The organism is Muriventricola aceti (assembly GCF_025567565.1).
GTDB classification, from domain to species: Bacteria; Bacillota; Clostridia; order Oscillospirales; family Oscillospiraceae; genus Lawsonibacter; species Lawsonibacter aceti.
Map to the genome: position 1 here is coordinate 122,334 of NZ_JAOQKF010000001.1, position 23,233 is coordinate 145,566.

Consider the following 23,233-nt stretch of genomic DNA (forward strand, 5'->3'; position numbering starts at 1 on the left):
AACGAATGCCGAATGATGTCATTGTTGTTGTCAACATCGACGCCCGGCCCACCGGCACCGAGAACCTGGACATTCTGCTTCTCTCCACCGAGGGAGAGAAGGCCATCGACACTTACCGGGACCTGGAGGTCATCCAGACCACCTTCACTGGAAAAAAGGTCGCGGCAATGGCTGAGAAGCTGTTCAACCAGGGGGACACTACCCTGGCCGATACCCTTATCCGAAAGGTGAAAATCGCCGGTATCGAGGCCCCTACTGGGACCGGCGAAAGCGACAAGGCCACCGCTCTGGTCCAGGCCATCGAAACCCTCCGGCAGACCGACGATGACTGGTATATCCTGCTCACCGACCAGACCGGGGCCGAGGCGGTGGAGGCCCTGTGCGCCTGGGCTGAGGGCACCGAGCCCACCGAGGCGGAGCTGGGGGCCGGCGAGGAGGACCACCGCAAGCTCTACTTTGGGCAGACCAGCGATAAGGAGCTGGCCCTTACCAATGCCCGGAGCATTATCATCTATACCGATGACCCCACCGAATATGCCGACGCCGCCTATGTGGGCAACGTGGGCCCCTTCTATCCTGAGAGTGTGACGTGGAAGTTTAAGCGGCCTCAGGGCATTGCTGTTCCCGACCTGACCAAGGCGGAGCGGGACGCCCTGGAGGAGGCCAACGTCAACTTCCTCACCGTGGAATACAAGCGGGAGTATGTGAAGAATGGGACCTGCCTCAACGGTGAGTTCATCGACGTGCAGATGGGTGCTGACTACATCGCCAAGACCATGCGGGAGAACCTGTACGACATCTTCCTGGAGAACGCCAAAATCGGCTATACCGACGAGGGCTTTGCCATCATTGCTGATGGAGTTTTCCAGGCCCTCAACCGGGCTGTGGACCTGGGCATCATTGCCCTGGATACCGAGAGCGGCCAGGGGGTCTACACCGTCACTGTGCCCAAGCGGTCTGAGGCTACCGACGAGCAGGCCCGTAACCGGCAGATGCCCGACATCACCTGGGAGGCCCAGCTTGAAGGGGCCGTTCATGGTGTGAAGGTCAAGGGGACCCTGCGGGCCACCCTGAGCGCGTAAGAAGGGAGGAAAATCCATGTCTATCGAGGTCCAGAGCTATGACCCCAAAAAGGTAAACGTCATCGTCGCTGGCCGGGCCATTACTGGCTTCGCCTCTGATGGTGTCGTGACCCTGAGCAAGAACGAGGACAGCGTGACCCCATCCGTGGGGGCCAAGGGCGACGTTGCCTATTCTGAGAACGCCAATGAGAGCGGGACTATCGCCCTCACCCTCATGTCTACCTCCTCCAGCCTCCCTTATCTCCGGGAGCTGGAGGCAAAGCGGCGCCTCATCACGGTATCCGTGCAGGACGCCAATGATGCGGACAGCTTCGCCATGAGTGCGGATAACTGCCGCATTCTGAAGATGCCCGACGCGGCCCGCCAGAAGGAGCAGAGCACCGTCACCATCAACATCTATGTGCCTTCCATGGTGCTGAGATGACCCGGCGGCGGTGAGCTGCAAGGACTATGAGCAAGAAATGGCTGGAGAGGCCAAAGTCGCTGAGTGAAAGGAGCTATCGAAAGTATATGGCAAAGCAGAAGAAGGTCACCGTAAACGGCCAGGAGTTCACCCTTCAGAGTGTGTCCCCCACCTGGTATTTCCAGACCAACGACGAGTGCGGGATGACCGGCGGCAAGAAGGACACCACCAAGTATCTGGATACCATGTTCAAGAACGTGGTCATTGCCCCTGCTGAGGTGAAAACCGACGGCATGGGCTACTTCGACGCCCAGGAGGACGTAAAGACCCCGGAGAAGCTGATCGCCGCCATCGAGAAGTTTCTTCGAGAGTGAGTATTCACTGGAAGCGGCCCACCGGCGGGCCGTCCGCAATAAGGCATTCTGGATGATGGTCTACGGTGGCAATGGCCTGTCCTATCAGGAACTCCGCGAAATGGACATGGCCGACTACCGGGAGGCTGTCGAGGCCAGGATACTCTACAACACAGAATGGACCAAAAAGAGGGGTGGGGCCACATGAGCCTCCCCCTCTTTTTGCGTGTAAGGAGGTGAGGAAAAAATGGCGGACAGTAGAGAGATGACCTTCGGGCTCGACTTCGGCCTGAAGGACGCTATTGACCAGCTTGAGGATATTGTCACCCGCCTGGAGCAGGCCGTGGATAGCGCCAGAGATGCTGAAGAAGCCGGGCGCAGCATGGGGGCTGGTATTCAGGCCGGGGCTGACACCGGGGCCGCTGGGCTTCGGAATATGCGTGACGAAGCTGAGGACGCCGGGGACAGCCTTGATGACATCGGGACCAACTTCCGAGCCATAGGCCGTGAGGCTGACAGTTTCGGGTCCGCCGTCGCCAAGTCTATGGGGACCGCGGCCAAGGAAAGCAACAGCGTTTCTAAGACCATGCGAGCCGGTTTTGATGGAGCCATCGGCTACACTGAAAAGAAGTTCAACACCTTCACTGGGAAGGTACAAAAGGGCGTCAAGGGCATTGGGACCGCCTTCACTCACCCGATAGCTACTATCAAGGGAAAATTCCTGGGGGCCGTAGAGGAGGCAGCCAACAAGCTCAATGGCCTGGGAGATGATGCCGATGATGCCCGAAGGGACCTCGACGATATGGGGGACGAGGGCGAGAAAGCCGGTGGAGAGGTCAAGGAGGCCATCAAGGGGGCCCTGGCTGCCTTTGTCGGCTTCGAGGCAATCCAGGCCGGTATAGATATGCTGAAGGAACTGGGGGCCGCCGCAATCGAGGCTGCCGGTGCTGCTGAGAACAGCGGGAAGAAGTTCGAGGCCAGCTTTGCCGGAACTGATGCGGCCGCATGGGTGGATAACTATGCGGCCTCTGTCCACCGGAGCACTGCTGAGGTGCAATCCTTCATGGTATCCAACAAAGCCATGTATGGGGAAATGGGTATCACCGGGGATGCCGCCGCCGAGCTTTCCAAGGTCACCACGTCCCTGGCCTATGACTTCGGCAACGCCTTTTCCATGGCTGATGCTGACGCCCTGGGGGTGGTCCAGGACTACCTCTCCGGCAACAGCGCCGCCCTGGAGGAGTACGGCATACACATTGACGACACCGTGCTGAAGAACAAGGCCATGGAAATGGGCCTCGGTAGCCAAATCGACGAGCTGGACGACGCGGCCATGGCCCAGGTCCGGCTCAATGCCCTGCTGGATAAGAGCGGGGACATTCAGCAGGCGGCCATAAAGGATACTGGGGGCTTGGTGAATAGCACCAAGAGCCTGAACGGTGTATGGTCTGAGTTCATGGCCGACGCAGGGTCCCAGTTCACCCCCGTTCTGGAGGGGCTATTCGGCACTATCCTGGAGAGCTGGCCCACAATCGAGCCCATGCTGATGGACTTCGTGAGTATGCTTTCCGAGGGGCTGGGGGAGGCCATCCCCGTGGTCATGGAGCTGGGCCAGACCCTCCTCCCGGTGCTGACAGACGTACTCGGCACCCTGTTCCAGGCGGCCACCCCACTTATCTCGGTTTTCTCCAACCTGGCCCAAACTATCCTACCGCCCCTGGCAAACATCGTCGGCATGATAGCCGAAACCGTCATGCCGCCCCTGGTGGACATTCTGAATACACTGACCACCAGCATTATTGAGCCCCTGATGGGCCCCCTTCAGAGCATAGCCGAGGCCCTGCTACCCCCAATCGCGCAACTGCTGGGGCTGGTGTCCCCTATCCTGGAGGCCATGAGCCCGGTCCTGTCCACCATCGGGGACGTACTGGGGGTCATTGCTGATGTCCTGGGAACCGTAGTCGGCTGGCTGGCTGACGGCGTGGGCAAGGTGGTCAACTTCTTCAGCGGCCTGTTCGGTGGAGCTTCTGAAAGTGAGGCCGCCGTGAACGACCTCAGCGGGGCCGTGGAGAACCTGGACGGCGTGACCTCCAAGGAAACCTCCCTCGCTGTGGATACCTCCGAATATCAGGAGAAGGTCAACGGAGCTGCTGAGACGGCCACCAAAGCTGTGGAGGAAAGCTCCAATGCCGCCGCCGAGATCACCGACGTAAACTTTATGGCAATGGGGACCTCTGCTGAGGTTGCCTACGGCCAAATGCAGACCGACGCAGAAACGGCCTGGAACGCCATGACAGCCGCCGCAGACGCGGGGGCTACTTCTATTGTCGATGACTTCAAACGCATCACAGCGGCGGCGAGAGAGGCCAATACAGCGACCTCCGGCACTGTCGGCACAAATATCCCGCACAATGCCAGAGGCACGGATAATTTCCCCGGCGGCCCAACCTGGATGAATGAGGAGGGCGGCGAGCTTGCCATCCTCCCTGGAGGGTCTGCCATTATCCCGGCGGACCAGACCGAGCGCCTGGTGAACTCCTTCAGCACCACCAACCAGCAGAACAACACCCGGACCATGAGCTTTAATCCCCAAATCAGCATCGTGGTCAATGGTGGTGCCGACGGCGGGGCCGTGGATGAGCTGGAGGCCCGTATTCGGGCCCTGTTTGGTCAGCTCTATGCTGAGGCCCAGGAGAAGGACTACGCCGAGAGAGCCATGCAGCATGGCTTTGCGTAAGGGAGGGAAAGCGAATGTATGTACTCCAGGGGGCCAAATGCGGAAGTGTTCGCTTTGAGCCCTTCATCAATGGTGTCATCAACAAGGAGACCGTCAGCCGGCAGAGCACCATAACCGATAACCCGATAGAGGGTGGCGGTAGTATCAACGACCACGTTTTCAGGTCCCCCCTGAGCTTCCAGCTTTCCGGGACTGTGACCGACGGGGCCGCGGCTATCGCCACCCTCCAGCAGATGTGGATGAAGGGCGACGTCCTGACCTATACCGGGCGGAACCAAATCAATAACCTGGTCATCCAAAACCTTCAGTCCACCCATGACGCTACCAATCGGAAGGGCTTCACCTTCACTGCGACCCTGAAGCAGATCACCATAGGGAGCAGCGAGGACAGCGGTACGGCAAGCATGATGTCTGACCAGGATAGCACCGCCGCTTCTCAGACTTCCTCCAGCTCCAGCAGTAAGGCATCGTCTCAGACCTCCAAATCGTCTGCTGCTGGGCTGAAAACCACCGTATCCGAGACTATATCCAGCTCGGCTTATGCCGCCTATGTGAATACCTACAACACCAAACCCGCAAGCAGTTCCGGGCCTTCCTCCCGGTCCACGCCTACGAATACCGGGAGGAGGTGACGGAAAATGCTTCAGCTCATAGAGCTGGGCGCCGAGGTTGAGTATATCGACATCGACACCAGCAAAATTCCCTATACCTTCAACATAAAGCTGACCGATAAGACCTACTCCTTCACCGTCCGCTACAACGACGTGGGGGGCTTCTTCACCATCGACCTGAGCGTTGCCAATACTGGCGAGGTCCTGGCCTATGCGGACCCCGTGCGGTATGGCCGCCCCATGTTTGGCCCTATCGAGGACGAGCGGTTTCCCTTGCCCGTCATCATTCCCCTGTGTCTTACCGGGGACGAGGTGGACGAAGTGACCTGGGAGAACTTCGGGAAGCAGGTCAAGCTCTACCTGTACGAGAGGAGGTCTGAATAAATGCCCTTCTGGATGAGGGAGGCCACCCTCCAAATCGGCTCTAAGGTCTACCAGATGGACGACCTGTATTTTGAGTTCGAGGTCCCCTTCGAGGACAGCGACACCCTCCAGAGCGCCACCTTCAAGGCCTATAATCTGGCCGAGAGCACCCGGAAGGGTATCAAGCGGGGAAGCGTTATCATCCTGAACGCTGGCTATGAAGGGGACATCGGGGCCATTTTCGTGGGAAAGGTCTCCGCCTGTTCCCATAAGCACGACAAAACGAACTGGATAACCAGCATCACGGCCACCGCCGCTATGGATGAATGGCTCAGCTCCAAGGTCACCAAAACCTATGCCAAGGGGAGCACTGGGCAGGAAATCGTCTCCGACCTGCTGAACATCTTCGGCCTGGAGGTGGGCGAGTTCACCCTGGCCGTGAACAAGGTCTATGACCGGGGCCTGGTGTGCAATGGGAAGGTCAAGGACCTGCTGAAGCAGGTCGTGGTGAATGACTGCAAGAGCCGGTTCCTTATCAGGACCGGCTCCGTCATCATCAATGACCCTTCCAAGGGCATAGCCAATGGCCTGGTGCTGACCCCGGAAAGCGGGCTCCTCATGTCTGGTGACGAGGTGGAGGAGACCGTCATAGCGGTGGGGTCTGATAGCCAGAAAAGCACTGAGGCCAAGGACGAGGAAGGGAACTACGTCACCAGGGAATGTCTCCTCAACTACCACATCGGCCCTGCTGATGCTGTCACAGTGAAGTCTCAGAGCCTCAACGGGAAGTTCGTCGTGGTGAGTGGAAAGCACGTCGGCAGCCCCAAGGGAGACTGGAAAACCACCATCCAAATGAAGCCGGCATAAGGGGGGATAGTATGGCACGGCAAAGCAAAAAGCGGGCCTTTGAAGATGCCCAGGCCCAGTCCATGGCCTCCTCCATCTGTGTGGCTGACATCGTGAAGGTGGTAGCCTTCGACGAGGCCAACATGACGGTTGATGTGCAGCCTATCACCCGATACCCAGACGAGGACAGCTTCCAGACGAAGCCCCAGGTCCTGGCCGTCCCTGTCGCCATGATTTATGGCGGGGGCTGGGCCTTCCGGCCCGTGTACCAGGCCGGGGACATCGGCGTGGTGCTGTACCTGGACCGGGACAGCGACGCGGTGATAGCTGGCGGGGCTGAAGCTGACCCCAACACGGAACGGCTCCACAGCGGGGATGACGCCATCTTCCTGGGGGGTATCCGAGTCGGGTCCAACACCATTTCTGGCTTCCCCTCCGGGACCCTCTGCATGGGGACCACTGACGGGAGCGTTTACTTCTCCATGACCAAGAGCGGCATCGACATCAAGGGGAATGTGACCATCACCGGGAACCTGACCACCACCGGCGGCGTGGTCAATCTGAACTGAGAAAGGAGGGCCTGAGCTATGCCTGGAGCCGCCAGACTGAATGACAGCATACAGGGGACTACCGGCGGAGAGCACACCGGCCACGTCCCCCCTCATGGTCCCCTGCCTATCTCTGGGCAAATCTCCGGGGGGTGCTCCGGGGACGTGAATATCAACGGGCAGCCAGCGGCCACGGTGGGAAGCACCACTACGGAGCTGGACGCCTGCTGTGGGTCTAATTCTGGAGCCGTTGCCGCTGGCAGTGGCTCCGTTTTTATCAATGGGAAACCGGCGGCCCGCATGGGGGATGCCCTGGCCCCTCATAGTGGGACCGGGTCCATCTCCTCCGGCAGCTCCGACGTCCTGATAGGAGGGTGAACCGTGGAGGACAACTATACGCTGAGAATTGACCCTGAAAGCAGGGACATCACCTTTGACGCCGACGGCATGATGGAAACTGTGGCCGGGGATGATACGACGGCTCAGGCGGTCCGCCTGACCCTCCAGACCTGGCTCGGCGAGTTTGCCCTTGTCCCGTCCCATGGGACCGACTACGAGGCGATTATGGGGAAGAAGCCGAAGGACCTGACCGAGGATGAGATACCAGAGGTCATCCGGGCCGCCATCTTCCAGGAGCCGGAGGTCCAGGAGGTGGAGGAAGTGAACTATACGCAAACCGGGCGGGCCCTTGACATCTCCTTTGTGGGGCGCCTCGCCAACGGGAATACCATCAGCACGGAGGTGACGATGAATTGAACAATGAAGAATGGGGCGTGACCGAGCGAGGCTTCCACCGCCCGACCTATGTTGAACTCCTGAACGCCATCGAGTATAAGGCTCGGGAGCTGTTCGGGGACAGGGCCAACCTGACCGTCCGCTCCCCCCTGGGGCTCTTTCTCCGGGTGTTTGCCTGGATACTCAATATCCTGTTCTCCCTGATGGAGGACGTCTACAACAGCCGCTTTGTGGATACGGCAGTGGGTACGAGCCTCTATAACCTGGGGAAGGCCATCGGCCTGTCCCTTCTCCCGGCGCAAAAGGCAACCGGCTATGTTACCTTTACCGGGACCGCAGGGACAGTTATCCCCTCCGGCTTCCTGGTCAAGACTGTGGCCGGACTTCAATATGCCGTGATGACCGAGGGGCGTATTGAAAGCTCCGGGACCGTGACCCTTCCTGTCCAGGCTGTGGATACCGGCTCCGACTACAATGCCTCTGCTGGTACGGTGACGGAAATCGTGAACCCCCTGGACGGGGTGGCTTCCTGCTCGAACTCTGCTGCTGTGGATGGTGGCCGGGGTAGGGAAACCGATGAGGAGTTCCGGGACAGATATTACCAGTCCGTGGACTATGCCGGCGGCGTGAACGCTGACGCCATCTCCGGCGAGCTCCTTCAGAACGTGGAGGCCATCTATTCTGTCATCTGCTATGAGAACGACACCGACGAGACAAACGACCTGGGCCTCCCCCCGCACAGTATCGAGGTGGTGGCTTATGGAGGGCTCGACGAGGAGGTGGCGGCGGCCATCTACCGCCGCAAGGCCGCCGGTATCCAGACCTATGGAGGGAAAACCATTGCCGTGCTGAGTGCCAGCGGCCAGAGCATCGACATCAACTTTTCCAGGCCCACCACCGTCCCTGTCTACCTGAAAATCACGAACCTTCAGACCAACAGCAACTTCCCGTACAACGGGAATGACCTCATCAAGGAGGCCCTCATCAACTACATCGGTGGAGATACCTGGGGCGGCCTGACCATCGGCCAGGATGTGCTCTATATGGCTATCCCCGGCGTCATTCTCGGCGTCTCCGGCGTGGTAGACTTTGACCTCCTCATCAGCAAGGATGGGGTGGATTATAGCCAGAACAATATCGAGATAGGCACCAGGGAGAAGGCCATCACCGATGGGGAGAAGGTGAGCATTGAAGCATGAGTTACGGATATTTGTCTCAAATGCTGGACCAGCTCACCAGCGCCTATGCGCGAGAGGATATTCGGAATGACCGAAAGGGGCTGCCCCTGGAGACCAATATCGGCCGTCTGTTTGAGACGCTGGCCTGGGGTCTGGAGTTCGTCCATGAGCACGCGGAGCGCATGAGGGTATGGGATGACCTGGACAACGCGAAAGGGGCTGTGCTGGACCGCTACGGGGCAAATTTTGGCGTTGATAGAGGCGGGGCCACGGATACCGTGTACCGGCTCCTCATCAAGGTCAAGATGATTGCCCTCATGTCCGGTGGCGACATCGACACTATTATCTGGGCCGCCGCAAGCCTGTTCGACGTCCAGCCCACCGATATTGAAATCCAGGAGAAATTCCCCTGTAAAATCCGCATCTGTGTGGACGAGGCCCTTCTGAGTTCTGAGCGCCTGACCTCCATCGAGGTCATTGCGGAGCTGATGAAACGCATTGCTGCTGCCGGTATCGAGGTCCACATCCTGCTCAGGAACCGGAGGACGTATCAGTATGAGGTCATCATCTCCCGCGGCTGTGCTTTTGAGACGGTGGTATCTGGAGGGCCCGCTGTGGGCTCCTCCACCTACACCGTCTCCCGTATCAAAGGAAAAAGAATAGACAAGGAGGCTTGAAACTATGCCCTTATTCACCGATGGCTGCTACCAGTGCGCACCTGCTGAGGCTCTTATTGCCAAGGTGCTGGCTGGCCGCTGCACCATGCACTATACGAGGGTCGCCGTGGGGAATGGGAGTATCCCGGAAGGAAGCACCCCGGCTACGATGACTGAGCCCGCTGGATATGTGATGAACGCCAAACTCAGTGGGGCAACAAACCCGGTCGATGGAGAATGTCAGGTCACAGCTCAGATCACCAGTGACGATGTGACCGCTGACTTCTCTGCGACCGGTGTTCTTTTGTATGCCGAGGACCCTGACCTGGGAGAGGTGCCCTATACATACCTCGTCCTGGAGGCTGCCCCTGAGCCCATCAAGTCCAAGACTTCCACAGTCGGCAAGATTGCTATTTTTGAGCTTGTGGCTGCTGTGGGGGCCGTAGACAACGTGACCGCCGACATCGACCTCGAAACTCTGGTGACCGCTGAGAAGGTGGCTGAGATGATTGCGGCCCATAACTCGGATAAGGAGGCTCACCCAGACATCAGGCAGATTGCCCAGGATGCTCTTGACCAGGTGGAGGCTTTGACCCATACCATCAGCACTATCCCCACCCAGAACGGCAGTCTGACCTATACCGGGTCCCCGCAGTCTCCGAGCTGGAACGGCTATGACCCGACCACCCTGACCCTGGGAGGTACCACGGAGGCTACCGACGCCGGAACCTATACAGCTACCTTCACTCCAAAGGATGATTACCAGTGGGCTGATGGAACTAAAGAGGCAAAGTCGGTCCAGTGGAGCATCGGCAGGGCGAATATTGCCAGTGTGCCTACCCAGACGGGCAGCCTGACCTATAACGGGAGCGCCCAAAGCCCTACCTGGTCCGGCTATGATGCCTCCAAGATGACCTTGGGGGGAACCACCAGCGGCACCAACGCTGGAAGCTATGCCGCCACCTTCACCCCGAAGGCGAATTATCAGTGGACCGATGGGACCACGGCGGCCAAGGAAGCCCCCTGGACCATTGGAAGGGCTACCGTCTCCACTCTCCCCAGCCAGTCTGGGTCCCTGACCTATACCGGCTCGGCACAGTCTCCCACCTGGGCCAATTATGATACCTCGAAGCTGACCATCGGCGGGGCTACCAGCGGGACCAATGCCGGGACCTATACCGCTACATTCACCCCCACTTCCAACTATCAGTGGGATGGCGGCGGCGTCGGCCCCCAGAGCGTCAACTGGAGTATTGGAAAGGCTGCTGGCAGCCTGACCCTGAACAGGTCCAGCCTGACCCTGAATAATGCCACCAGGACCGGGACCATCACTGTCACCCGCCCTGGAAATGGAGCCGTCACTGCTTCTTCCAACAACACCGGCATCGCCACCGTGAGCGTGAGCGGTACTACCATCACCGTGACCGCCGTTGCCTATGGCTCGGCCACAATCACCGTCAAAGTGGCTGAGGGGACGAACTATACAGCCCCCTCCAGTAAGACGTGCAGCGTCACCGTGAACCTTTTCAACGCTACCCTGAACTCCAACACCTGGGCTGCCATTAAGGCCGCCAGCGACGCTGGAGACGCTGCTAATGTGTGGAGCGTGGGAGATACCAAGAGCATCCGAATCAATGGTAAGGTTGGCAACTTTACCTTCTCCAACCAGTCTATTGATGCCTTTATCGTAGGCTTCAATCATAATAGCGGTAAAGAAGGCGGCCAGAGGACCCACTTCGCTATTGGAAAGATTAGTGGGAAGATGGTGGCTCTCTGTGATAACCAGTACAGCAATGAGCAGACCTCCTCCGGCTATTTCAATATGAACACCAGTCGTTCCAATGTCGGTGGCTGGAATAGCACCAATATGCGGCGAAATATTCTTGGCAATACTGGGACCCCCACCAGTCCCCCGGCAAATACTCTGCTGGCTGCCCTACCCTCTGACCTTCGCGCTGTGATGAAGTCTGTAACCAAGTACACTGATAATACCGGCAATGGCAGCAATGTGGCTGGGAACGTCACTGCTACAACTGATTATCTCTGGCTCTTTGCTGAGTTTGAGGTCTTTGGTGCTCGGTATTATGCGAACCAGTATGAACAGAACAGCCAGGCCCAATATGCCTACTTCTCTGCTGGAAACTCTCGTGTAGCGTACAAACATTCGTCTACTGGCACGGCCGTCTGGTGGTGGCTCCGCTCCGCCTATTACGACGGCACCAATACCTTCTGTTATGTCAACACCGACGGCTCCTACACCAATGACAATGCTTCCTGGTCGGCGGGTGTCCTCGCCGGCTTTGCTGCCTAATCCTCCGCAGAGCTATCCAGACCCCATCCCGCCCCCGGAAGGGGGCGGTCCCCCGATAGAAGTAAGGAGCTCCAGGGAGCGCCGAAAAAAGAATATCGGCGCGAAGCGCCGACGCGATTTTTTAAAAAACGCCCCCTTAAAATGCTATCACTTACCTGTCTTTTGACTGCATACAGGAGGCGAAAATAGTCATAAAATAGCCCTATGCCAATCAGTTTGGGGGTATTCTATGGCTACAAATAAAAGAGTGTTCACCCTCCGCCTGTCTGATGAAGTGTTTCAGAAAATCGGAATATTGGCTACCAACGAGCACCGTTCCGTTACGAACTATATTGAGTTTGTGCTGCTGAAGCACCTGGAGGATGTGGAGAGGGAGCAAGGCGAAATTAAGGCCGGTGAAACAGAGGTGTAGCTATGTCGGTATTGAAATCCAAGAGAACTGTCAGCAAGGCCGAGTTTGTGAATACGGCCCACCAAATTTTCGTTGAAACCCTGAATTTCCTCACCCGCCTGTCTGCCCGGTATTCCCGCCTTCTGGCGGAGCCTACCGCAAAACTGGCTGGTGAGGTCATTGACCATGCCGAGAAGGCCAACAGTATTTTCCCATCTGACCCCCAGAGGGTGGAGCTGAGAAAAGCCCACCTGCTGGAGGCAAGGGCTTCGCTCATGGCTCTGGATGTACGGCTTACCCACTGTTATACGATTATGAGCCAGAACCCCCAGGGCTGCTTTACCAACAGCAAGGGGAAAAGCCTATCTCCTTCTGAGGCTACTGAGAAACTGGACCGAATGGCTCAAAGCCTGGGGGAAAAGATTGACCAGGAAAACGAGCTGCTGAAGGGCCAAATCAAGAGCTTGGCCCAAAAGAAGGAATAGCCCTATATTGGGTGCGTGTCTGATAATTCCAGGCTCGGTGTTTTCGGCCCTTCGGGCCGTCTGGTGGTGGCTCCGCTCCGCCAATTACAACAACAACAATAACTTCTGTAATGTCAACACCGACGGCAACTACAACAATAACAATGCTTCCTGGTCGGCGGGTGTCCTCGCCGGATTTTGCGATATGCGGGGTCAAATGGAGTAGCGAAAGTGAAAGACGACCCACGCAAAAGGAGACACGCTTCCCTGGGTGAAAGTCCCTAAAACTGCCCTCTGATGCTTCCGCACGAACGCTTCTTGCATGGCGGGGTGATATGCCTACCCCCGTTTCATGTGCTGGAGCAAAGCAGATTAGACGGCATCCTACACCACATCTGTACGGAGGTGCGAATACCCATTATGACCAGTCAAGAGCGCCGAGAGGCGCGATACCAAAGGCGCCAGGACCGCCGCCTGGAGAATAAGCGAGCCCGCTGTGAGAGCTTGGGCGGACTGAAGAAGGCATTCTCCTATCGGAAGATGTTCTTCCATGGGAAGAAGTGCTGCAACGGCGTAGGATGGAAGCAGAGCACCCAAAACTTTGGGCTCCACCTGTTCTCTGGCACTGCCCGCCGCCGAAAGGATATACTGAACGGGAAATACAAGTTCAAGAAATGCTCCCACTTCACCCTGAGGGAAAGAGGGAAAGTCCGCCCTATTGATGCACCGCATGTCACAGACCGGCAAATCCACAAGACCCTGTGCAATGAGGTCCTAATACCGCTATACAGCCCGTGCATGATTTATGACAATGGGGCATCCCAGAAAAAGAAAGGGCTCCACTGGGCATACCGCCGACTGGAGGAACAACTTCACTGGCATTTCCGCCGGTATGGCCGCCAGGGGGCTGTGTTCCTGCTGGACCTGAAAGGCTTCTTCCCGAATGCCCCCCATGCTGCCCTTTACCAGCGGCACCGTCAACTCATTTTCGACCCTGAGCTCCTGGCCCTGGCTGATGCCATCGTTGCAAGCTCCCCCTGTCCTACCCCTGGACGCGGTATGCCATTGGGTGTGGAGCCATCCCAGCAAGAGATGGTGGCCCTTCCTAGCTCCGTGGATAACTGGATAAAATGCCAAGCTGGGGTGCATGTTGCAGCCCACTACATGGATGATTACTATATCATCCTGCCTGATATTGAAAAACTGAAGGAACTCGCCCGCGAGGTTGTGCGTCGTTTTGAGGCAATGGGCATTAGGGTGAATAAGCGGAAATGCAAGATAATCCCCCTCACCAAGCCCTTCCGCTTCTGTAAGGTCCGCTTTACCCTGACTGAGAGCGGGGCCGTCAAGCGGAATGGGTGTCGTGATGGAATGAAGCGGAGCCGCAGAAAACTGAAGTTTTTCCAGCGGGAGGTTGCCGCCGGCAGACGTACCCTTGCTGAAGCTGCTGAGTATATGCAATCCCAACGAGCCTATTACAGCAGTTTTGATGACCACGGTAGGCTGCTCCGCCTGGAGCGGCTGGCCTATTCAATTTTTGGAGGTGTAAAACTGTGTTCAAAATTCTTAAAGACGGAACCCAAATCGGCATGACCGAAGCCCCGAACTACATAAAACTGGCACCCAACGGATGCTATAACCTCTGCCCTGAGCCCGAAGCTCAGGGCATTGTTTTTTCCGGTACTGTGTACCAGCTTATTGGACGGGAGGAGATGGGAGACAGCCTGGGCTCTGTCTCTCTGGAGGAGACCGACGCAGGGGAGGAGATTACCAAGGCCGTCGGTGTCAATGGTATTATGTTCGTCACCCTGACTGAGGCTGGGAGTATTGATGACACTACCGCCTCAGAACACGCCGACCTATTTGCCTCCTGGGCATACCCTGTGAACTATACCAAGGGACAGATCCGCCGCTATACTGACGGGAAACTGTATAAATGCCTCCAGGCCCACACCTCTCAGTCTGATTGGACCCCCAACACCGCCGTGAGCCTCTGGGTGAGTATTTCTGACCCGGCCGAGGAGTGGCCTGAGTGGTCCCAGCCACTCGGTGCCCATGATGCCTATGAAATGGGGGCGAAGGTGAGCCATAACGGGAAGCACTGGACCAGCGACGTCGCCGCCAATGTGTGGGAGCCTGGTGTCTATGGGTGGACGGAGGTGCAGAGCTAATATGGGAAAATATGTAGCGCGAGACCGGGCGAGATTCAAAGGGTTTTCCGGTCCTGTCAATATCCCTTGGGGGTCCGTCCTGGATGAGCAGGACGGACTTCTTTTTTGGCATGGAGAAGCTGTCTGCACCATCACAAGCCAAAATGCCTATGACTTCTTCTCTGCTGATAATGACGGTCAAGGGAAACTTCGCGGGAAACTGGTGACCGCCATCAAGAAGAAACTGGAGAAACGGGACACAGGGTATCAGGCCAGATGGGACAAGGTGTGGGCTGATGACCTATGCCAGAAGTACCGGCGGCCCGAGCACGAGGATTGGTGGCTCTGGAACCACGATTTTTTCAATGCCCCAATTCAGGACCTCCGTCATATTGCCTCCCTGGTCGGAGCTCCTTCTATCTGGTGAGGAGGACCGACTATGAGCAACCTTCAAATTATCGAAAGCCTCTGCTCACTTGCTGAGGAGCAAAGCGCCATCATCCGGGCCATGAACCTGCGCCTCGGTGAGCTGGGCGCCGCCTTTGGTGAGGATGAGCTTGCCGCCGCTGACGAGCAATTCAGGCGGCTCATCGGTAGAGAGAACCAGTCAGAAAGGGGGTGATACCAGTGGTTCAAATTGACGTTGGTAAACTGCTTCTGGCCTTTGTTGTTTCTATGGGTATCCCTAGCACCATCATGGGGCTTATCGTCTGGCGTCTGAAAGGCCGAATTGAGGAAAAGGACTCCGCCCAGGCAAAAAGAACCAAAGACCAACAGGACCTATTCCTCATCATTGTCCAGAGTACCAGGGCCTCCATTGCCTTGGGAGAGGCTACTGCCAAGGCCGTCCAGCGTATCCCGGATGCTCATTGCAATGGGGATATGCACGCCGCCCTGGAGTATGCAACCAGTATCAAGCACAAGCAGAAAGAATTTTTAGACCGGCAGGGAATTTCTGCCCTGCTCGATGACTGAAAGGAGAATTTACCATGACTTTTGACATCACCCCTATTGTTGAGGCTGTCGCCGCGGTCCTGTGCGCCGTCGTTACCTGTGTCCTGGTCCCCTACATCAAGAGCAAGACCACTGCCGAGCAGCAGAAGGAAATCAATGCGTGGGTGAAGATTGCCGTTGCCGCTGCCGAGCAGATTTATGTCGGTTCCGGGCGCGGCGAGGAGAAGAAGGCCTATGTCCTGGAGTGGCTGCGGGCTCACGGGGTCACTGTGGACGATGAGAAACTGGATGCCATGATTGAGGCCGCCGTTTATGAGCTGTCCCAGGGCCTCATCCCCCTGGAGGGCGTTGTGGTTGGGGAGGAAAAGAGCAATGAATAAACGCCCTGTATCCTATCTCCAGACTGACCCCCGCTGGAAAAACAAGCCCTACCGGGTGACGGGTGAAAACTCCACCATTGGCGGCTCCGGCTGCGGGCCTACGGCGGCGGCCATGCTCATTGAGACTATCACTGGCAAGACCTTCACCCCGGAGGATGCCTGCAACTGGAGCATGGCGCACGGGTACAAGGCCCTGAACCAGGGAACCTACTACGCCTACTTCACCCCCCAGTTCGCGGAGTTCGGCATTGATTGCCAAATGCTGAATTGGACCAATACCTACGGGAAGCCTGACCACGCCAACCACGAGAAAGTGGTGGAGAAACTGAAAGAGGGATACTATGCTATCGCCCTGATGAACAAAGGCCTTTGGACCAGTTCCGGCCATTTTGTTGTCCTGTGGTGGCAGGATGATAAGGTCCGTATCAATGACCCTGCCAGCACAAAGGATGCCAGGGTAAACGGAGACATCCGGACCTTCCGCTCCCAGGCCAAATATTACTGGCTAATTGATGCCAGAGACTACAACAAGGAGGATGAAGATATGGACCAGAGCAAATTCAATGAGATGTTCAAGACGGCTATGTCCGAGTACCGTAAGGAGCTCCGGGACAACGATAGTGGAGACTGGAGCGATGAGGCCCGCGACTGGTGCGTGTCTGTTGGCTTGTTCGCCGGTAACGGTACCACGGTGGACGGCCAGCCCAATATGATGTGGGAGGACCTTCTGACCCGTGAGCAGGCCGCCCAGCTCTTTTACCGCTTTGCCAAGAACAATGGGCTTGCCTGATGAGCGGCGGTAAGAGAGAAGCCGTCAAGAAGCGCCGGGGGCCCCTGGAGGCCTTAGGCTTCACCAACTGCCTGGCCGTTTGCCTGGTGGCCCTTCTGGCTGCTGGGCTGGCCGGGGGCTTTTATCTTGCTGACCTGAGTATCCGCTATCAGTACACCGGCGCCCTGGCTTGCTGGACGGTTGTTTTTACTCCAATAGGCACCGCCCTGTCTTTGGTGCTGGCCCGCATAGTGGACAAGAGCCGCGCAGAGAATACCGGGGCTGACGGAGAGGGCATTACCTATGCCGCGGCAAAGGCCTCTGGATTCCAGAAACCCGATACAATGACAGGAAGCGAGAACAGCCCTGGAATTTAGGCAACAACGTGGATGCGCTGAAATCCCCCATACGGCCCTCCGCCCCTTCTGTGTGGATATTCCCTCCCCTGAATAGGAAAGCGGCTTGTGCGGTCAGCAGAGCGGCAATGCGTGGCCTTCTGCCCACGCCCCTTGCGTCGCTTCTCCCAATGTGATATACTCGGCCCATAGACTTGCCCCTCTCTGCCACGAATGTCCCCAAAGTTTCCTGTGGCTCTATTTTGGGGGCACGGGAATTATGGACGAGGTGGACTACAAGGAAACGGCAATCCTAGGGCAAAATGAGAGGACTGGGAAAGAGAAAAAAGACCGCAAAATACCCTTCCCCGGTAGAGTGGGAATGACGCTCGAAACGGCGAAAACCCGCATGAATACAGGCTTTTTTGCCCGTCCATACTGCTCTTGATACTGGATTGATACTATTTGTGTCCGCCCGGTATTCTCAAGAGAAAAATCCCAAAAGGACAAGCAAAACCGCCCTGCTGAACGACAAATTCAGCAGGGCGGTTTTTTTGCTTGTCTTATTTATTTTTCCGCCAAGGGATATAATATTCGCTTTCCAGGCCATCGTCGCAGGTATGGGGCCAGTTGAGTTTCCATTCAAAATACTCTTCCCTGGTGATCTCCCCGGCGTGTAACTCCTGCTGACGAAAAAGCCATTCCCGCATGAACTCGTCCACAAGGCCATACTGGAAGTACATACCCACGGGAGGGTGTGCGGGCCAGTCATCGCTATCATTGTACCGTACAGCGGTATCATCAGCGGCCCCTGCTCTGCCCGGATTGCGGACAAGTTGGAACAGGCGGATAGCGCCAGGGCTGTCCTCGTCCAGCCAGAAGAATGTCCGCATGAAGTCCTCGGCAGAGCCGGGGGCGATGGTGTAGAAGTTCTGGCGGTCTACCCGCAGCGCCTCGGCCATCTTGTCCAGCAGTTCCCGTTTCGGAACACGGTAATTCGTCTCATACTGGGCGATCCGGTTGTCCGCTCCCTTTTCCTCAAAGCCGATAGCAAGCCCCAATTCCTTTTGTGTCATGCCTCGAAAGGTGCGGATTTTCTTTATCTTGTCTCCGACTGTCATAATATCCCACCGCCTTTGCCAATAGTATAGCGCAAAAAAGCGAAAGATGCAAGATAATCTTTAACAAAAATGCGAAATAAATTCTTGACATTAACACTTATGTTAATGTATAATGAAGATGGTGACATTAACATATTTGCGAAACTAAAATAAGGAGGTGCTGACCATGGAAAAGGAGCTGTTTGTGAGAGCAGAGGAGGTCGCCAGGGAGCTGGGCATTTCCAAGCCCTACGCCTACAAGCTGGTGCGGGAGATGAACGAGGAGCTGAAGAAAAAAGGCTTTCTCACCATTCCCGGACGGGTAAGCAGGCGCTACTTCGAGGAAAAATTCTATGGGCTGCGGGACAGACAATAAGGAGGGAACCACAATGCCGGCATACAAAGACAAGGCAAAGGGCACATGGTATGCGTCCTTTTACTACGAGGACTGGACGGGCAAGAAAGTAAAGAAAATGAAACGGGGCTTTCCCACCAAGCGGGAGGCTCTGGAGTGGGAGCGGACATTCCTGCAACAACAGACCGCCGACCTGGAAATGACCTTTGAAAACTTCGTGGCTGTCTATGTGGCGGACATGAAAGGCCGTATCAAGGAAAACACCTGGGGGACGAAAGAGCATATCCTCTACAAGAAGTTGGTGCCGTACTTCGGCAAGCGGAAGATGTGCGACATTCACTCCAAGGAGGTCATCGCCTGGCAGAATGAAATGCTGGGTTACCGGGACAAGAACGGCAAGCCCTACTCTCCGGTGTACTTAAAAACGCTGCACAATCAGTTGAGCGCCGTGTTCAACCATGCGGTACGGCACTACAATCTAAAGGTCAATCCCGCTGCCCAGGCGGGCAATATGGGAAAGCCAAAGGGACGGGAAATGCTGTTCTGGACAAAGGCGGAGTATCTGAAATTCGCCGAGGCCATGATGGACAAGCCCCTTTCCTATTACGCCTTTGAAATGCTCTACTGGTGCGGCGTCCGGGAGGGGGAGCTGCTGGCCCTCACTCCTGGCGACTTCGACTTTGAGAAACAGACCGTCACCATCTCCAAGTCCTACCAGCGGATTAAGGGCAAGGATGTGATTACCGACCCCAAGACCCCTAAGAGCAACCGGGTCATTCAAATGCCCGCTTTCCTCTGTGAAGAAATGCGAGACTATATCAAGAGCCTGTATGGGGTGAAGCCCACCGACCGCATTTTCACGGTGACAAAATCCTACCTCCACCGGGAGATGGACAGGGGTGCGAAAGAGGCCGGGGTAAAGCGGATCAGAATACACGACCTGAGGCACTCCCACATTTCGCTGCTCATTGACATGGGCTTTACGGCCCTGGCAATCGCTGACCGGGTGGGACATGAAAGCATTGATATTACCTACCGCTACGCCCACCTGTTCCCCACCCGGCAGGCGGAGATGGCGGACAAACTGGACATGGAGCGAAAGGGGGCCTAAATCATGTCAGTGAAAAATCTTGACCGACACAACCGCTGGAGAAACAAAACTGTGGCTTTCCGGGTGTCCCCGGATGAGGACAGGGAAATTGAAACCGCTGTGCGGCTCTCCGGCCTTACCAAACAGGACTACATCACCCGACGGCTGCTGTGCCGGGATGTGGTGGTACAGGGCAACCCCAGGGTGTATAAGGCCCTGCGGAACGAGCTGGCCGCCGTTCTGGAAGAACTGGAGCGTATCGAGGCCGGGAATGGCGTGGATGGGGAGTTGCTGGACACCATCCGGCTGATCGCCGCCATCATGGACGGCATGAGGGAGGATTGATAGATGGATAGATTGCAAGAGAAAACGACTGCCCCATATCCGCCTGTTGGCGCAGACGGGGGACAGTCGCTCTCACAAAAACCTAACCAAAGTATAGCAGAGGGCGTGACAGAACACAAGCCCCCGGAAAGAGATTTGGAGGAAATCCTGCGGCAGATAAGCCGGGTCAATGACCCGGCCTATCTGCCTACCGTGTCTATGAATGACCTCTACGAACAGGTGTACCCCGGCAGACCTCCTGTGGTAGACGGTCTGCTCTATGCGGGGACATATCTCTTTGTGGGCGCTCCCAAGGTGGGCAAGTCCTTTCTCATGGCCCAGCTTGCCTATCATGTGAGTATGGGCCTTTCCCTGTGGGGGTATGAGGTGCGCCAGGGGACAGTCCTCTATCTGGCCCTGGAGGACAACCACCGTCGCTTACAGGAGCGGTTGTACCGGATGTTTGGAGTAGAGAGTACCGGAAACCTGTTCTTTGCCATCGGAGCTAAGCAGCTCGGCGGTGGCCTGGAGGAGCAGCTAAAGGGCTTTGTCCGGGAACACACGGACACCCGGCTTATTATCATCGACACCCTGCAAAAAATCCGGGAGGCCGGGGCAGAGAAGTACAGCTATGCCAACGACTATGAGGTAATCACCAAACTGAAACGGTTTGCCGATATAAGCGGGGTTTGCCTCCTGGTTGTACATCACACCCGCAAGCAGCAGGCCGATGATAAGTTTGATATGATCTCCGGCACCAACGGCTTATTGGGTGCGGCAGACGGGGCCTTTCTGCTCCAAAAGGAGCGGCGGGCAGACAACGCCGCCACCCTGGACATTTCTGGGCGGGATCAGCAAGACCAGCGCCTCTACCTCAAGCGGGACGAGGAACGGCTTGTGTGGGAGCTGGAGCGGCGGGAAACGGAGCTGCGGCAGGAGCCGCCTGACCCGGTGTTGGAGGCTGTTGCCGCCCTGGTAACGGCGGAACGGCCAGAGTGGAGAGGGACGGCCACGGAACTTGTCGCCGCCCTGGGGCTGGATATGAAACCCAATGCCCTGGCTATGCGGCTGAATGTCCGGGCGTGGCGGCTGTCCTATGAGTACCACATCCACTATGAAAGCGCCCGAACCCATGCCGGGCGGAGTATCAAGCTCACGTTGGAGGAACCCCAGGCGTGACGACCGTGACAGCTGTGACAGCTTTTCGGAGTGCGGAGGCGGTGTGTAAAACATCGTCACGGTCGTCACGGCTGTCACGGGGAGCGGGGGCGAAAGTCAAGGGGGGCATACCTGCGGGTGGAGATTGCCGCAAGTCAATACAACCCGTACCCCTTGACTTTCGGCCCACGGAAAACACTTGCCGGGCGGTGGAAAGGCCCCTGGCCTTTCCACCCTGCCCAACGGCGAGTGACAAAGTTTAGGCGGGGTGCAGGGTGCCCTTTTCAAAGGGCGGCCCTGCTGGGGGAGGCAACCGCAGTTGCCGGGGGCAAAGCCCCCACACCACCCCGTAGGGCGCAAATGCGCTTTTGATGGCCGTCAGGCTGTCAAAAGTGCTTTTGCGTTACTTTCGCAGAAAGTAACAAAGGCTCGCCGCTTGCGCGGCGGAAAAGGGAGGAGGGATTGATTTGAAAAGGACAATCAGCGCCATGGTGGGCCAAGGATCGGTGAACCATAACAGTAGAAAATTCCACGCCAAGAACACTGACCCGGAACGCTCCCACTTGAATATAACCTACTGCCAGGAGAATATCAAGGCGGTGTACCATGAACTCTTTGACGAGGCTCTGGAACGGTACAACGCTAAACAAACCAGGGCCGACAGAAGGATAGAGGATTACTATGAGAAGATCCGCTCCGGCAAGCAGGAAAAGCCGTTCCATGAAATCATCCTGCAAGTGGGCAATCGAGATGATATGAGCGCCGACAGCGAGGAGGGACAGCTTGCGGCAGCGGTTTTGGACGAGTACATGAAGGGCTTTCAAGAGCGCAACCCCCAACTCCGGGTGTTCTCTGCCCACCTCCACATGGACGAGGCTACGCCCCATCTGCACATTGACTTTGTACCATTCACCACCGGGAGCAAGCGAGGGCTGGACACGAGGGTATCTTTGAAACAGGCGTTAGCGGCCCAGGGTTTCCAGGGCGGCACCAGAGGGGACACAGAGTGGAGCCAGTGGGTGCGCTCGGAAAAGGAGCAGCTTTCCCTGGTCATGGAGCGCCACGGGATTGAGTGGGAGGACAAAGGCACCCACGACAAGCACTTGTCTGTGCTGGACTACAAGAAAGAGCAGCGGGCAAAGGAGATCGCCGTTCTGGAGACGGTCAAGGCGGAGAAAGAAAACCAGGTGGAGAGCCAGGAACGGCGGCTCAAAGAACTTGCCCCGGCGGTGAAAAATATGGAGCGGTTGGCAGCGGATTTCTCCGCCAATCCGGAGGAGATTTTGCCGGAGCCGGGAACGCTGGAAACAGGCCGGGCCTACCGAGAGAAAAAGGCAAAGCCCCTGCTGGCCCAAATCGTCAAGGTGCTGCGCTCCCTGTATCTGGCCTATGTGGAGCTGCGGGGGAAATTTGAGCGTCTGCAAGGGGACTATGGCCGGGTGAGGGAGAGCAACATCCGCCTGTCTGATCGATTGCAGGAGGTCAAGTTGGAAAACAAGGCCATGCGGCAAGTCTCCGCTGACTATGAGCGGGTCAAAAGGGCCTTTGGCCCAGAACAAGTGGACAGAATATTAGAGGCAGCTTACCAGCAGGAACATGCCGAAAAGGAACGGAAACGGGCCGCAAAGTCAAAAATTCGGATAGACGCACGATAATCACCAAAACCGGAGGGTATTCCAGTGAATACCCTCCGATTTTATTTGTGGAATCGGTAAAATGATTTCTTGTTTTTTAGAGCGTACTATGATATACTGCTATTATCCTGATTTGAGGAGTCTATCAAATATGCGGCAAGGTATTCTTAAATAAAATTTGATAATGGGCGCAAAAATGATTGCCCCTTGCAGGGGCTTGGTTTTTGTACCCAATTTTAAGAATACTTTTGCCTTTTTAGTAAATATCGTGACGGACCGCGGCTTATGTAAGTCGTGTATGTTTCT

At 56.7% G+C, this 23,233-nt stretch carries 32 protein-coding genes; 31 read left to right on the forward strand and 1 reads right to left on the reverse strand.

All coding sequences use genetic code 11. From position 1 onward, the window contains the following. The first annotated feature begins 5 nt into the window (after positions 1 to 5). The 26 genes from OCV64_RS00690 to OCV64_RS00815 all read left to right on the forward strand — a co-directional run bounded on the left by OCV64_RS00690 (position 6) and on the right by OCV64_RS00815 (position 17,714). Positions 6 to 1,082 carry a DUF3383 domain-containing protein gene (locus OCV64_RS00690; protein WP_262668940.1) on the forward strand — a complete coding sequence of 359 codons (1,077 nt, stop codon included), beginning with the start codon at positions 6 to 8 and terminating at the stop codon, positions 1,080 to 1,082. A gap of 16 nt (positions 1,083 to 1,098) precedes the next feature. Next, on the forward strand, positions 1,099 to 1,506 hold the full coding sequence (locus OCV64_RS00695; RefSeq protein ID WP_195259656.1) for a phage structural protein: 408 nt from the start codon (positions 1,099 to 1,101) through the stop codon (positions 1,504 to 1,506). Positions 1,507 to 1,592: 86 nt separating this feature from the next. Continuing rightward, the gene (locus OCV64_RS00700; RefSeq protein ID WP_243242535.1) at positions 1,593 to 1,859 is read left to right on the forward strand and encodes a hypothetical protein; all 267 of its coding nucleotides are present in this window, start codon (positions 1,593 to 1,595) and stop codon (positions 1,857 to 1,859) included. A gap of 52 nt (positions 1,860 to 1,911) precedes the next feature. After that, positions 1,912 to 2,046: an acetyltransferase gene (locus tag OCV64_RS00705; protein ID WP_262668943.1), complete on the forward strand. Its 135-nt coding sequence runs from the start codon at positions 1,912 to 1,914 to the stop codon at positions 2,044 to 2,046. A gap of 39 nt (positions 2,047 to 2,085) precedes the next feature. Further along, positions 2,086 to 4,575 carry a phage tail protein gene (locus tag OCV64_RS00710; RefSeq protein ID WP_262668944.1) on the forward strand — a complete coding sequence of 830 codons (2,490 nt, stop codon included), beginning with the start codon at positions 2,086 to 2,088 and terminating at the stop codon, positions 4,573 to 4,575. Positions 4,576 to 4,589: 14 nt separating this feature from the next. Then, on the forward strand, positions 4,590 to 5,207 hold the full coding sequence (locus OCV64_RS00715; protein ID WP_262668946.1) for a phage baseplate protein: 618 nt from the start codon (positions 4,590 to 4,592) through the stop codon (positions 5,205 to 5,207). 6 nt (positions 5,208 to 5,213) lie between these two features. After that, a complete protein-coding gene (locus tag OCV64_RS00720; RefSeq protein ID WP_262668947.1) occupies positions 5,214 to 5,570 on the forward strand; it encodes a phage baseplate plug family protein in 357 nt (118 codons plus the stop codon). Continuing rightward, the gene (locus tag OCV64_RS00725; protein ID WP_262668948.1) at positions 5,571 to 6,416 is read left to right on the forward strand and encodes a phage protein; all 846 of its coding nucleotides are present in this window, start codon (positions 5,571 to 5,573) and stop codon (positions 6,414 to 6,416) included. It abuts the gene before it with no gap. An 11-nt stretch (positions 6,417 to 6,427) separates the two neighbouring features. Beyond that, positions 6,428 to 6,964, forward strand: coding sequence for a Gp138 family membrane-puncturing spike protein (locus OCV64_RS00730; protein WP_262668949.1), 537 nt, complete (start codon positions 6,428 to 6,430; stop codon positions 6,962 to 6,964). A gap of 18 nt (positions 6,965 to 6,982) precedes the next feature. Next, positions 6,983 to 7,321 carry a PAAR domain-containing protein gene (locus tag OCV64_RS00735; protein WP_262668950.1) on the forward strand — a complete coding sequence of 113 codons (339 nt, stop codon included), beginning with the start codon at positions 6,983 to 6,985 and terminating at the stop codon, positions 7,319 to 7,321. Between the two features lie 3 nt (positions 7,322 to 7,324). After that, a complete protein-coding gene (locus OCV64_RS00740) occupies positions 7,325 to 7,699 on the forward strand; it encodes a contractile injection system sheath initiator (RefSeq protein ID WP_262668952.1) in 375 nt (124 codons plus the stop codon). Continuing rightward, the gene (locus tag OCV64_RS00745; RefSeq protein WP_262668954.1) at positions 7,696 to 8,877 is read left to right on the forward strand and encodes a baseplate J/gp47 family protein; all 1,182 of its coding nucleotides are present in this window, start codon (positions 7,696 to 7,698) and stop codon (positions 8,875 to 8,877) included. The genes OCV64_RS00740 and OCV64_RS00745 overlap by 4 nt, the downstream gene beginning before the upstream one ends. After that, positions 8,874 to 9,533: a hypothetical protein gene (locus OCV64_RS00750; RefSeq protein ID WP_262668955.1), complete on the forward strand. Its 660-nt coding sequence runs from the start codon at positions 8,874 to 8,876 to the stop codon at positions 9,531 to 9,533. The genes OCV64_RS00745 and OCV64_RS00750 overlap by 4 nt, the downstream gene beginning before the upstream one ends. Positions 9,534 to 9,537: 4 nt before the next feature. Continuing rightward, complete coding sequence (locus OCV64_RS00755) at positions 9,538 to 11,823, forward strand: DUF6273 domain-containing protein (protein WP_262668957.1); 2,286 nt, start codon at positions 9,538 to 9,540, stop codon at positions 11,821 to 11,823. A 229-nt stretch (positions 11,824 to 12,052) separates the two neighbouring features. Then, positions 12,053 to 12,235, forward strand: a complete 183-nt coding sequence (locus OCV64_RS00760; protein WP_262668958.1) for a hypothetical protein — start codon at positions 12,053 to 12,055, stop codon at positions 12,233 to 12,235. Positions 12,236 to 12,237: 2 nt separating this feature from the next. Next, positions 12,238 to 12,699, forward strand: a complete 462-nt coding sequence (locus OCV64_RS00765; RefSeq protein WP_262668959.1) for a hypothetical protein — start codon at positions 12,238 to 12,240, stop codon at positions 12,697 to 12,699. A gap of 7 nt (positions 12,700 to 12,706) precedes the next feature. After that, complete coding sequence (locus tag OCV64_RS00770; RefSeq protein WP_262668960.1) at positions 12,707 to 12,904, forward strand: DUF6273 domain-containing protein; 198 nt, start codon at positions 12,707 to 12,709, stop codon at positions 12,902 to 12,904. 194 nt (positions 12,905 to 13,098) lie between these two features. Continuing rightward, positions 13,099 to 14,271, forward strand: coding sequence for a reverse transcriptase domain-containing protein (locus tag OCV64_RS00775; protein ID WP_262668961.1), 1,173 nt, complete (start codon positions 13,099 to 13,101; stop codon positions 14,269 to 14,271). Next, positions 14,232 to 14,849, forward strand: coding sequence for a carbohydrate-binding protein (locus OCV64_RS00780; RefSeq protein ID WP_262668963.1), 618 nt, complete (start codon positions 14,232 to 14,234; stop codon positions 14,847 to 14,849). Before OCV64_RS00775 ends, OCV64_RS00780 begins: the two co-directional genes overlap by 40 nt. Position 14,850: 1 nt before the next feature. Further along, on the forward strand, positions 14,851 to 15,255 hold the full coding sequence (locus OCV64_RS00785; protein WP_262668964.1) for an isoaspartyl peptidase: 405 nt from the start codon (positions 14,851 to 14,853) through the stop codon (positions 15,253 to 15,255). A gap of 12 nt (positions 15,256 to 15,267) precedes the next feature. Then, positions 15,268 to 15,450: a hypothetical protein gene (locus tag OCV64_RS00790; protein WP_262668967.1), complete on the forward strand. Its 183-nt coding sequence runs from the start codon at positions 15,268 to 15,270 to the stop codon at positions 15,448 to 15,450. A gap of 5 nt (positions 15,451 to 15,455) precedes the next feature. Continuing rightward, positions 15,456 to 15,803 carry a serine/threonine protein kinase gene (locus OCV64_RS00795; RefSeq protein ID WP_317246354.1) on the forward strand — a complete coding sequence of 116 codons (348 nt, stop codon included), beginning with the start codon at positions 15,456 to 15,458 and terminating at the stop codon, positions 15,801 to 15,803. A 14-nt stretch (positions 15,804 to 15,817) separates the two neighbouring features. Beyond that, positions 15,818 to 16,162, forward strand: coding sequence for a phage holin family protein (locus OCV64_RS00800; RefSeq protein WP_262668968.1), 345 nt, complete (start codon positions 15,818 to 15,820; stop codon positions 16,160 to 16,162). Beyond that, positions 16,155 to 16,952 (forward strand): C39 family peptidase, encoded by a 798-nt coding sequence (locus tag OCV64_RS00805; protein ID WP_262668970.1) that lies wholly within the window; start codon positions 16,155 to 16,157, stop codon positions 16,950 to 16,952. The genes OCV64_RS00800 and OCV64_RS00805 overlap by 8 nt, the downstream gene beginning before the upstream one ends. Beyond that, complete coding sequence (locus OCV64_RS00810) at positions 16,952 to 17,308, forward strand: hypothetical protein (RefSeq protein WP_262668973.1); 357 nt, start codon at positions 16,952 to 16,954, stop codon at positions 17,306 to 17,308. The genes OCV64_RS00805 and OCV64_RS00810 overlap by 1 nt, the downstream gene beginning before the upstream one ends. A 238-nt stretch (positions 17,309 to 17,546) precedes the next feature. Then, positions 17,547 to 17,714 carry a hypothetical protein gene (locus OCV64_RS00815; RefSeq protein WP_262668974.1) on the forward strand — a complete coding sequence of 56 codons (168 nt, stop codon included), beginning with the start codon at positions 17,547 to 17,549 and terminating at the stop codon, positions 17,712 to 17,714. 115 nt (positions 17,715 to 17,829) lie between these two features. On the opposite strand, the gene OCV64_RS00820 is transcribed toward OCV64_RS00815, so the two are convergent. After that, positions 17,830 to 18,387 carry a helix-turn-helix domain-containing protein gene (locus tag OCV64_RS00820; protein WP_004010378.1) on the reverse strand — a complete coding sequence of 186 codons (558 nt, stop codon included), beginning with the start codon at positions 18,385 to 18,387 and terminating at the stop codon, positions 17,830 to 17,832. Positions 18,388 to 18,553: 166 nt separating this feature from the next. Between OCV64_RS00820 and OCV64_RS00825 the strand changes: the two genes are divergently transcribed. From OCV64_RS00825 to OCV64_RS00845, 5 genes are all read left to right on the forward strand, one after another. Then, on the forward strand, positions 18,554 to 18,742 hold the full coding sequence (locus OCV64_RS00825) for a helix-turn-helix domain-containing protein (protein ID WP_004010379.1): 189 nt from the start codon (positions 18,554 to 18,556) through the stop codon (positions 18,740 to 18,742). A gap of 13 nt (positions 18,743 to 18,755) precedes the next feature. Continuing rightward, positions 18,756 to 19,832: a site-specific integrase gene (locus OCV64_RS00830; RefSeq protein WP_004010380.1), complete on the forward strand. Its 1,077-nt coding sequence runs from the start codon at positions 18,756 to 18,758 to the stop codon at positions 19,830 to 19,832. Between the two features lie 3 nt (positions 19,833 to 19,835). Next, positions 19,836 to 20,156: a plasmid mobilization protein gene (locus OCV64_RS00835; RefSeq protein WP_004010381.1), complete on the forward strand. Its 321-nt coding sequence runs from the start codon at positions 19,836 to 19,838 to the stop codon at positions 20,154 to 20,156. Between the two features lie 3 nt (positions 20,157 to 20,159). Further along, positions 20,160 to 21,314 carry a helicase RepA family protein gene (locus tag OCV64_RS00840; protein WP_031474225.1) on the forward strand — a complete coding sequence of 385 codons (1,155 nt, stop codon included), beginning with the start codon at positions 20,160 to 20,162 and terminating at the stop codon, positions 21,312 to 21,314. A 446-nt stretch (positions 21,315 to 21,760) separates the two neighbouring features. Continuing rightward, the gene (locus OCV64_RS00845) at positions 21,761 to 22,948 is read left to right on the forward strand and encodes a plasmid recombination protein (RefSeq protein WP_228275371.1); all 1,188 of its coding nucleotides are present in this window, start codon (positions 21,761 to 21,763) and stop codon (positions 22,946 to 22,948) included. The last annotated feature ends 285 nt before the right edge of the window (positions 22,949 to 23,233 follow it).

What these genes read in the sequence shown, in the direction of transcription:
- OCV64_RS00725 (WP_262668948.1), top strand. Translation starts at nt 5,571, where the DNA reads ATGCCCTTCTGGATGAGGGAGGCCACCCTCCAAATCGGCTCTAAGGTC.
- OCV64_RS00815 (WP_262668974.1), top strand. Translation starts at nt 17,547, where the DNA reads ATGGACGAGGTGGACTACAAGGAAACGGCAATCCTAGGGCAAAATGAG.
- OCV64_RS00775 (WP_262668961.1), top strand. Translation starts at nt 13,099, where the DNA reads ATGACCAGTCAAGAGCGCCGAGAGGCGCGATACCAAAGGCGCCAGGAC.
- OCV64_RS00690 (WP_262668940.1), top strand. Translation starts at nt 6, where the DNA reads ATGCCGAATGATGTCATTGTTGTTGTCAACATCGACGCCCGGCCCACC.
- OCV64_RS00720 (WP_262668947.1), top strand. Translation starts at nt 5,214, where the DNA reads ATGCTTCAGCTCATAGAGCTGGGCGCCGAGGTTGAGTATATCGACATC.
- OCV64_RS00750 (WP_262668955.1), top strand. Translation starts at nt 8,874, where the DNA reads ATGAGTTACGGATATTTGTCTCAAATGCTGGACCAGCTCACCAGCGCC.
- OCV64_RS00820 (WP_004010378.1), bottom strand. Translation starts at nt 18,387, where the DNA reads ATGACAGTCGGAGACAAGATAAAGAAAATCCGCACCTTTCGAGGCATG.
- OCV64_RS00830 (WP_004010380.1), top strand. Translation starts at nt 18,756, where the DNA reads ATGCCGGCATACAAAGACAAGGCAAAGGGCACATGGTATGCGTCCTTT.
- OCV64_RS00760 (WP_262668958.1), top strand. Translation starts at nt 12,053, where the DNA reads ATGGCTACAAATAAAAGAGTGTTCACCCTCCGCCTGTCTGATGAAGTG.
- OCV64_RS00695 (WP_195259656.1), top strand. Translation starts at nt 1,099, where the DNA reads ATGTCTATCGAGGTCCAGAGCTATGACCCCAAAAAGGTAAACGTCATC.
- OCV64_RS00705 (WP_262668943.1), top strand. Translation starts at nt 1,912, where the DNA reads ATGATGGTCTACGGTGGCAATGGCCTGTCCTATCAGGAACTCCGCGAA.
- OCV64_RS00765 (WP_262668959.1), top strand. Translation starts at nt 12,238, where the DNA reads ATGTCGGTATTGAAATCCAAGAGAACTGTCAGCAAGGCCGAGTTTGTG.
- OCV64_RS00835 (WP_004010381.1), top strand. Translation starts at nt 19,836, where the DNA reads ATGTCAGTGAAAAATCTTGACCGACACAACCGCTGGAGAAACAAAACT.
- OCV64_RS00735 (WP_262668950.1), top strand. Translation starts at nt 6,983, where the DNA reads ATGCCTGGAGCCGCCAGACTGAATGACAGCATACAGGGGACTACCGGC.
- OCV64_RS00800 (WP_262668968.1), top strand. Translation starts at nt 15,818, where the DNA reads ATGACTTTTGACATCACCCCTATTGTTGAGGCTGTCGCCGCGGTCCTG.
- OCV64_RS00755 (WP_262668957.1), top strand. Translation starts at nt 9,538, where the DNA reads ATGCCCTTATTCACCGATGGCTGCTACCAGTGCGCACCTGCTGAGGCT.
- OCV64_RS00730 (WP_262668949.1), top strand. Translation starts at nt 6,428, where the DNA reads ATGGCACGGCAAAGCAAAAAGCGGGCCTTTGAAGATGCCCAGGCCCAG.
- OCV64_RS00805 (WP_262668970.1), top strand. Translation starts at nt 16,155, where the DNA reads ATGAATAAACGCCCTGTATCCTATCTCCAGACTGACCCCCGCTGGAAA.
- OCV64_RS00715 (WP_262668946.1), top strand. Translation starts at nt 4,590, where the DNA reads ATGTATGTACTCCAGGGGGCCAAATGCGGAAGTGTTCGCTTTGAGCCC.
- OCV64_RS00700 (WP_243242535.1), top strand. Translation starts at nt 1,593, where the DNA reads ATGGCAAAGCAGAAGAAGGTCACCGTAAACGGCCAGGAGTTCACCCTT.
- OCV64_RS00785 (WP_262668964.1), top strand. Translation starts at nt 14,851, where the DNA reads ATGGGAAAATATGTAGCGCGAGACCGGGCGAGATTCAAAGGGTTTTCC.
- OCV64_RS00710 (WP_262668944.1), top strand. Translation starts at nt 2,086, where the DNA reads ATGGCGGACAGTAGAGAGATGACCTTCGGGCTCGACTTCGGCCTGAAG.
- OCV64_RS00825 (WP_004010379.1), top strand. Translation starts at nt 18,554, where the DNA reads ATGGAAAAGGAGCTGTTTGTGAGAGCAGAGGAGGTCGCCAGGGAGCTG.
- OCV64_RS00840 (WP_031474225.1), top strand. Translation starts at nt 20,160, where the DNA reads ATGGATAGATTGCAAGAGAAAACGACTGCCCCATATCCGCCTGTTGGC.
- OCV64_RS00810 (WP_262668973.1), top strand. Translation starts at nt 16,952, where the DNA reads ATGAGCGGCGGTAAGAGAGAAGCCGTCAAGAAGCGCCGGGGGCCCCTG.
- OCV64_RS00790 (WP_262668967.1), top strand. Translation starts at nt 15,268, where the DNA reads ATGAGCAACCTTCAAATTATCGAAAGCCTCTGCTCACTTGCTGAGGAG.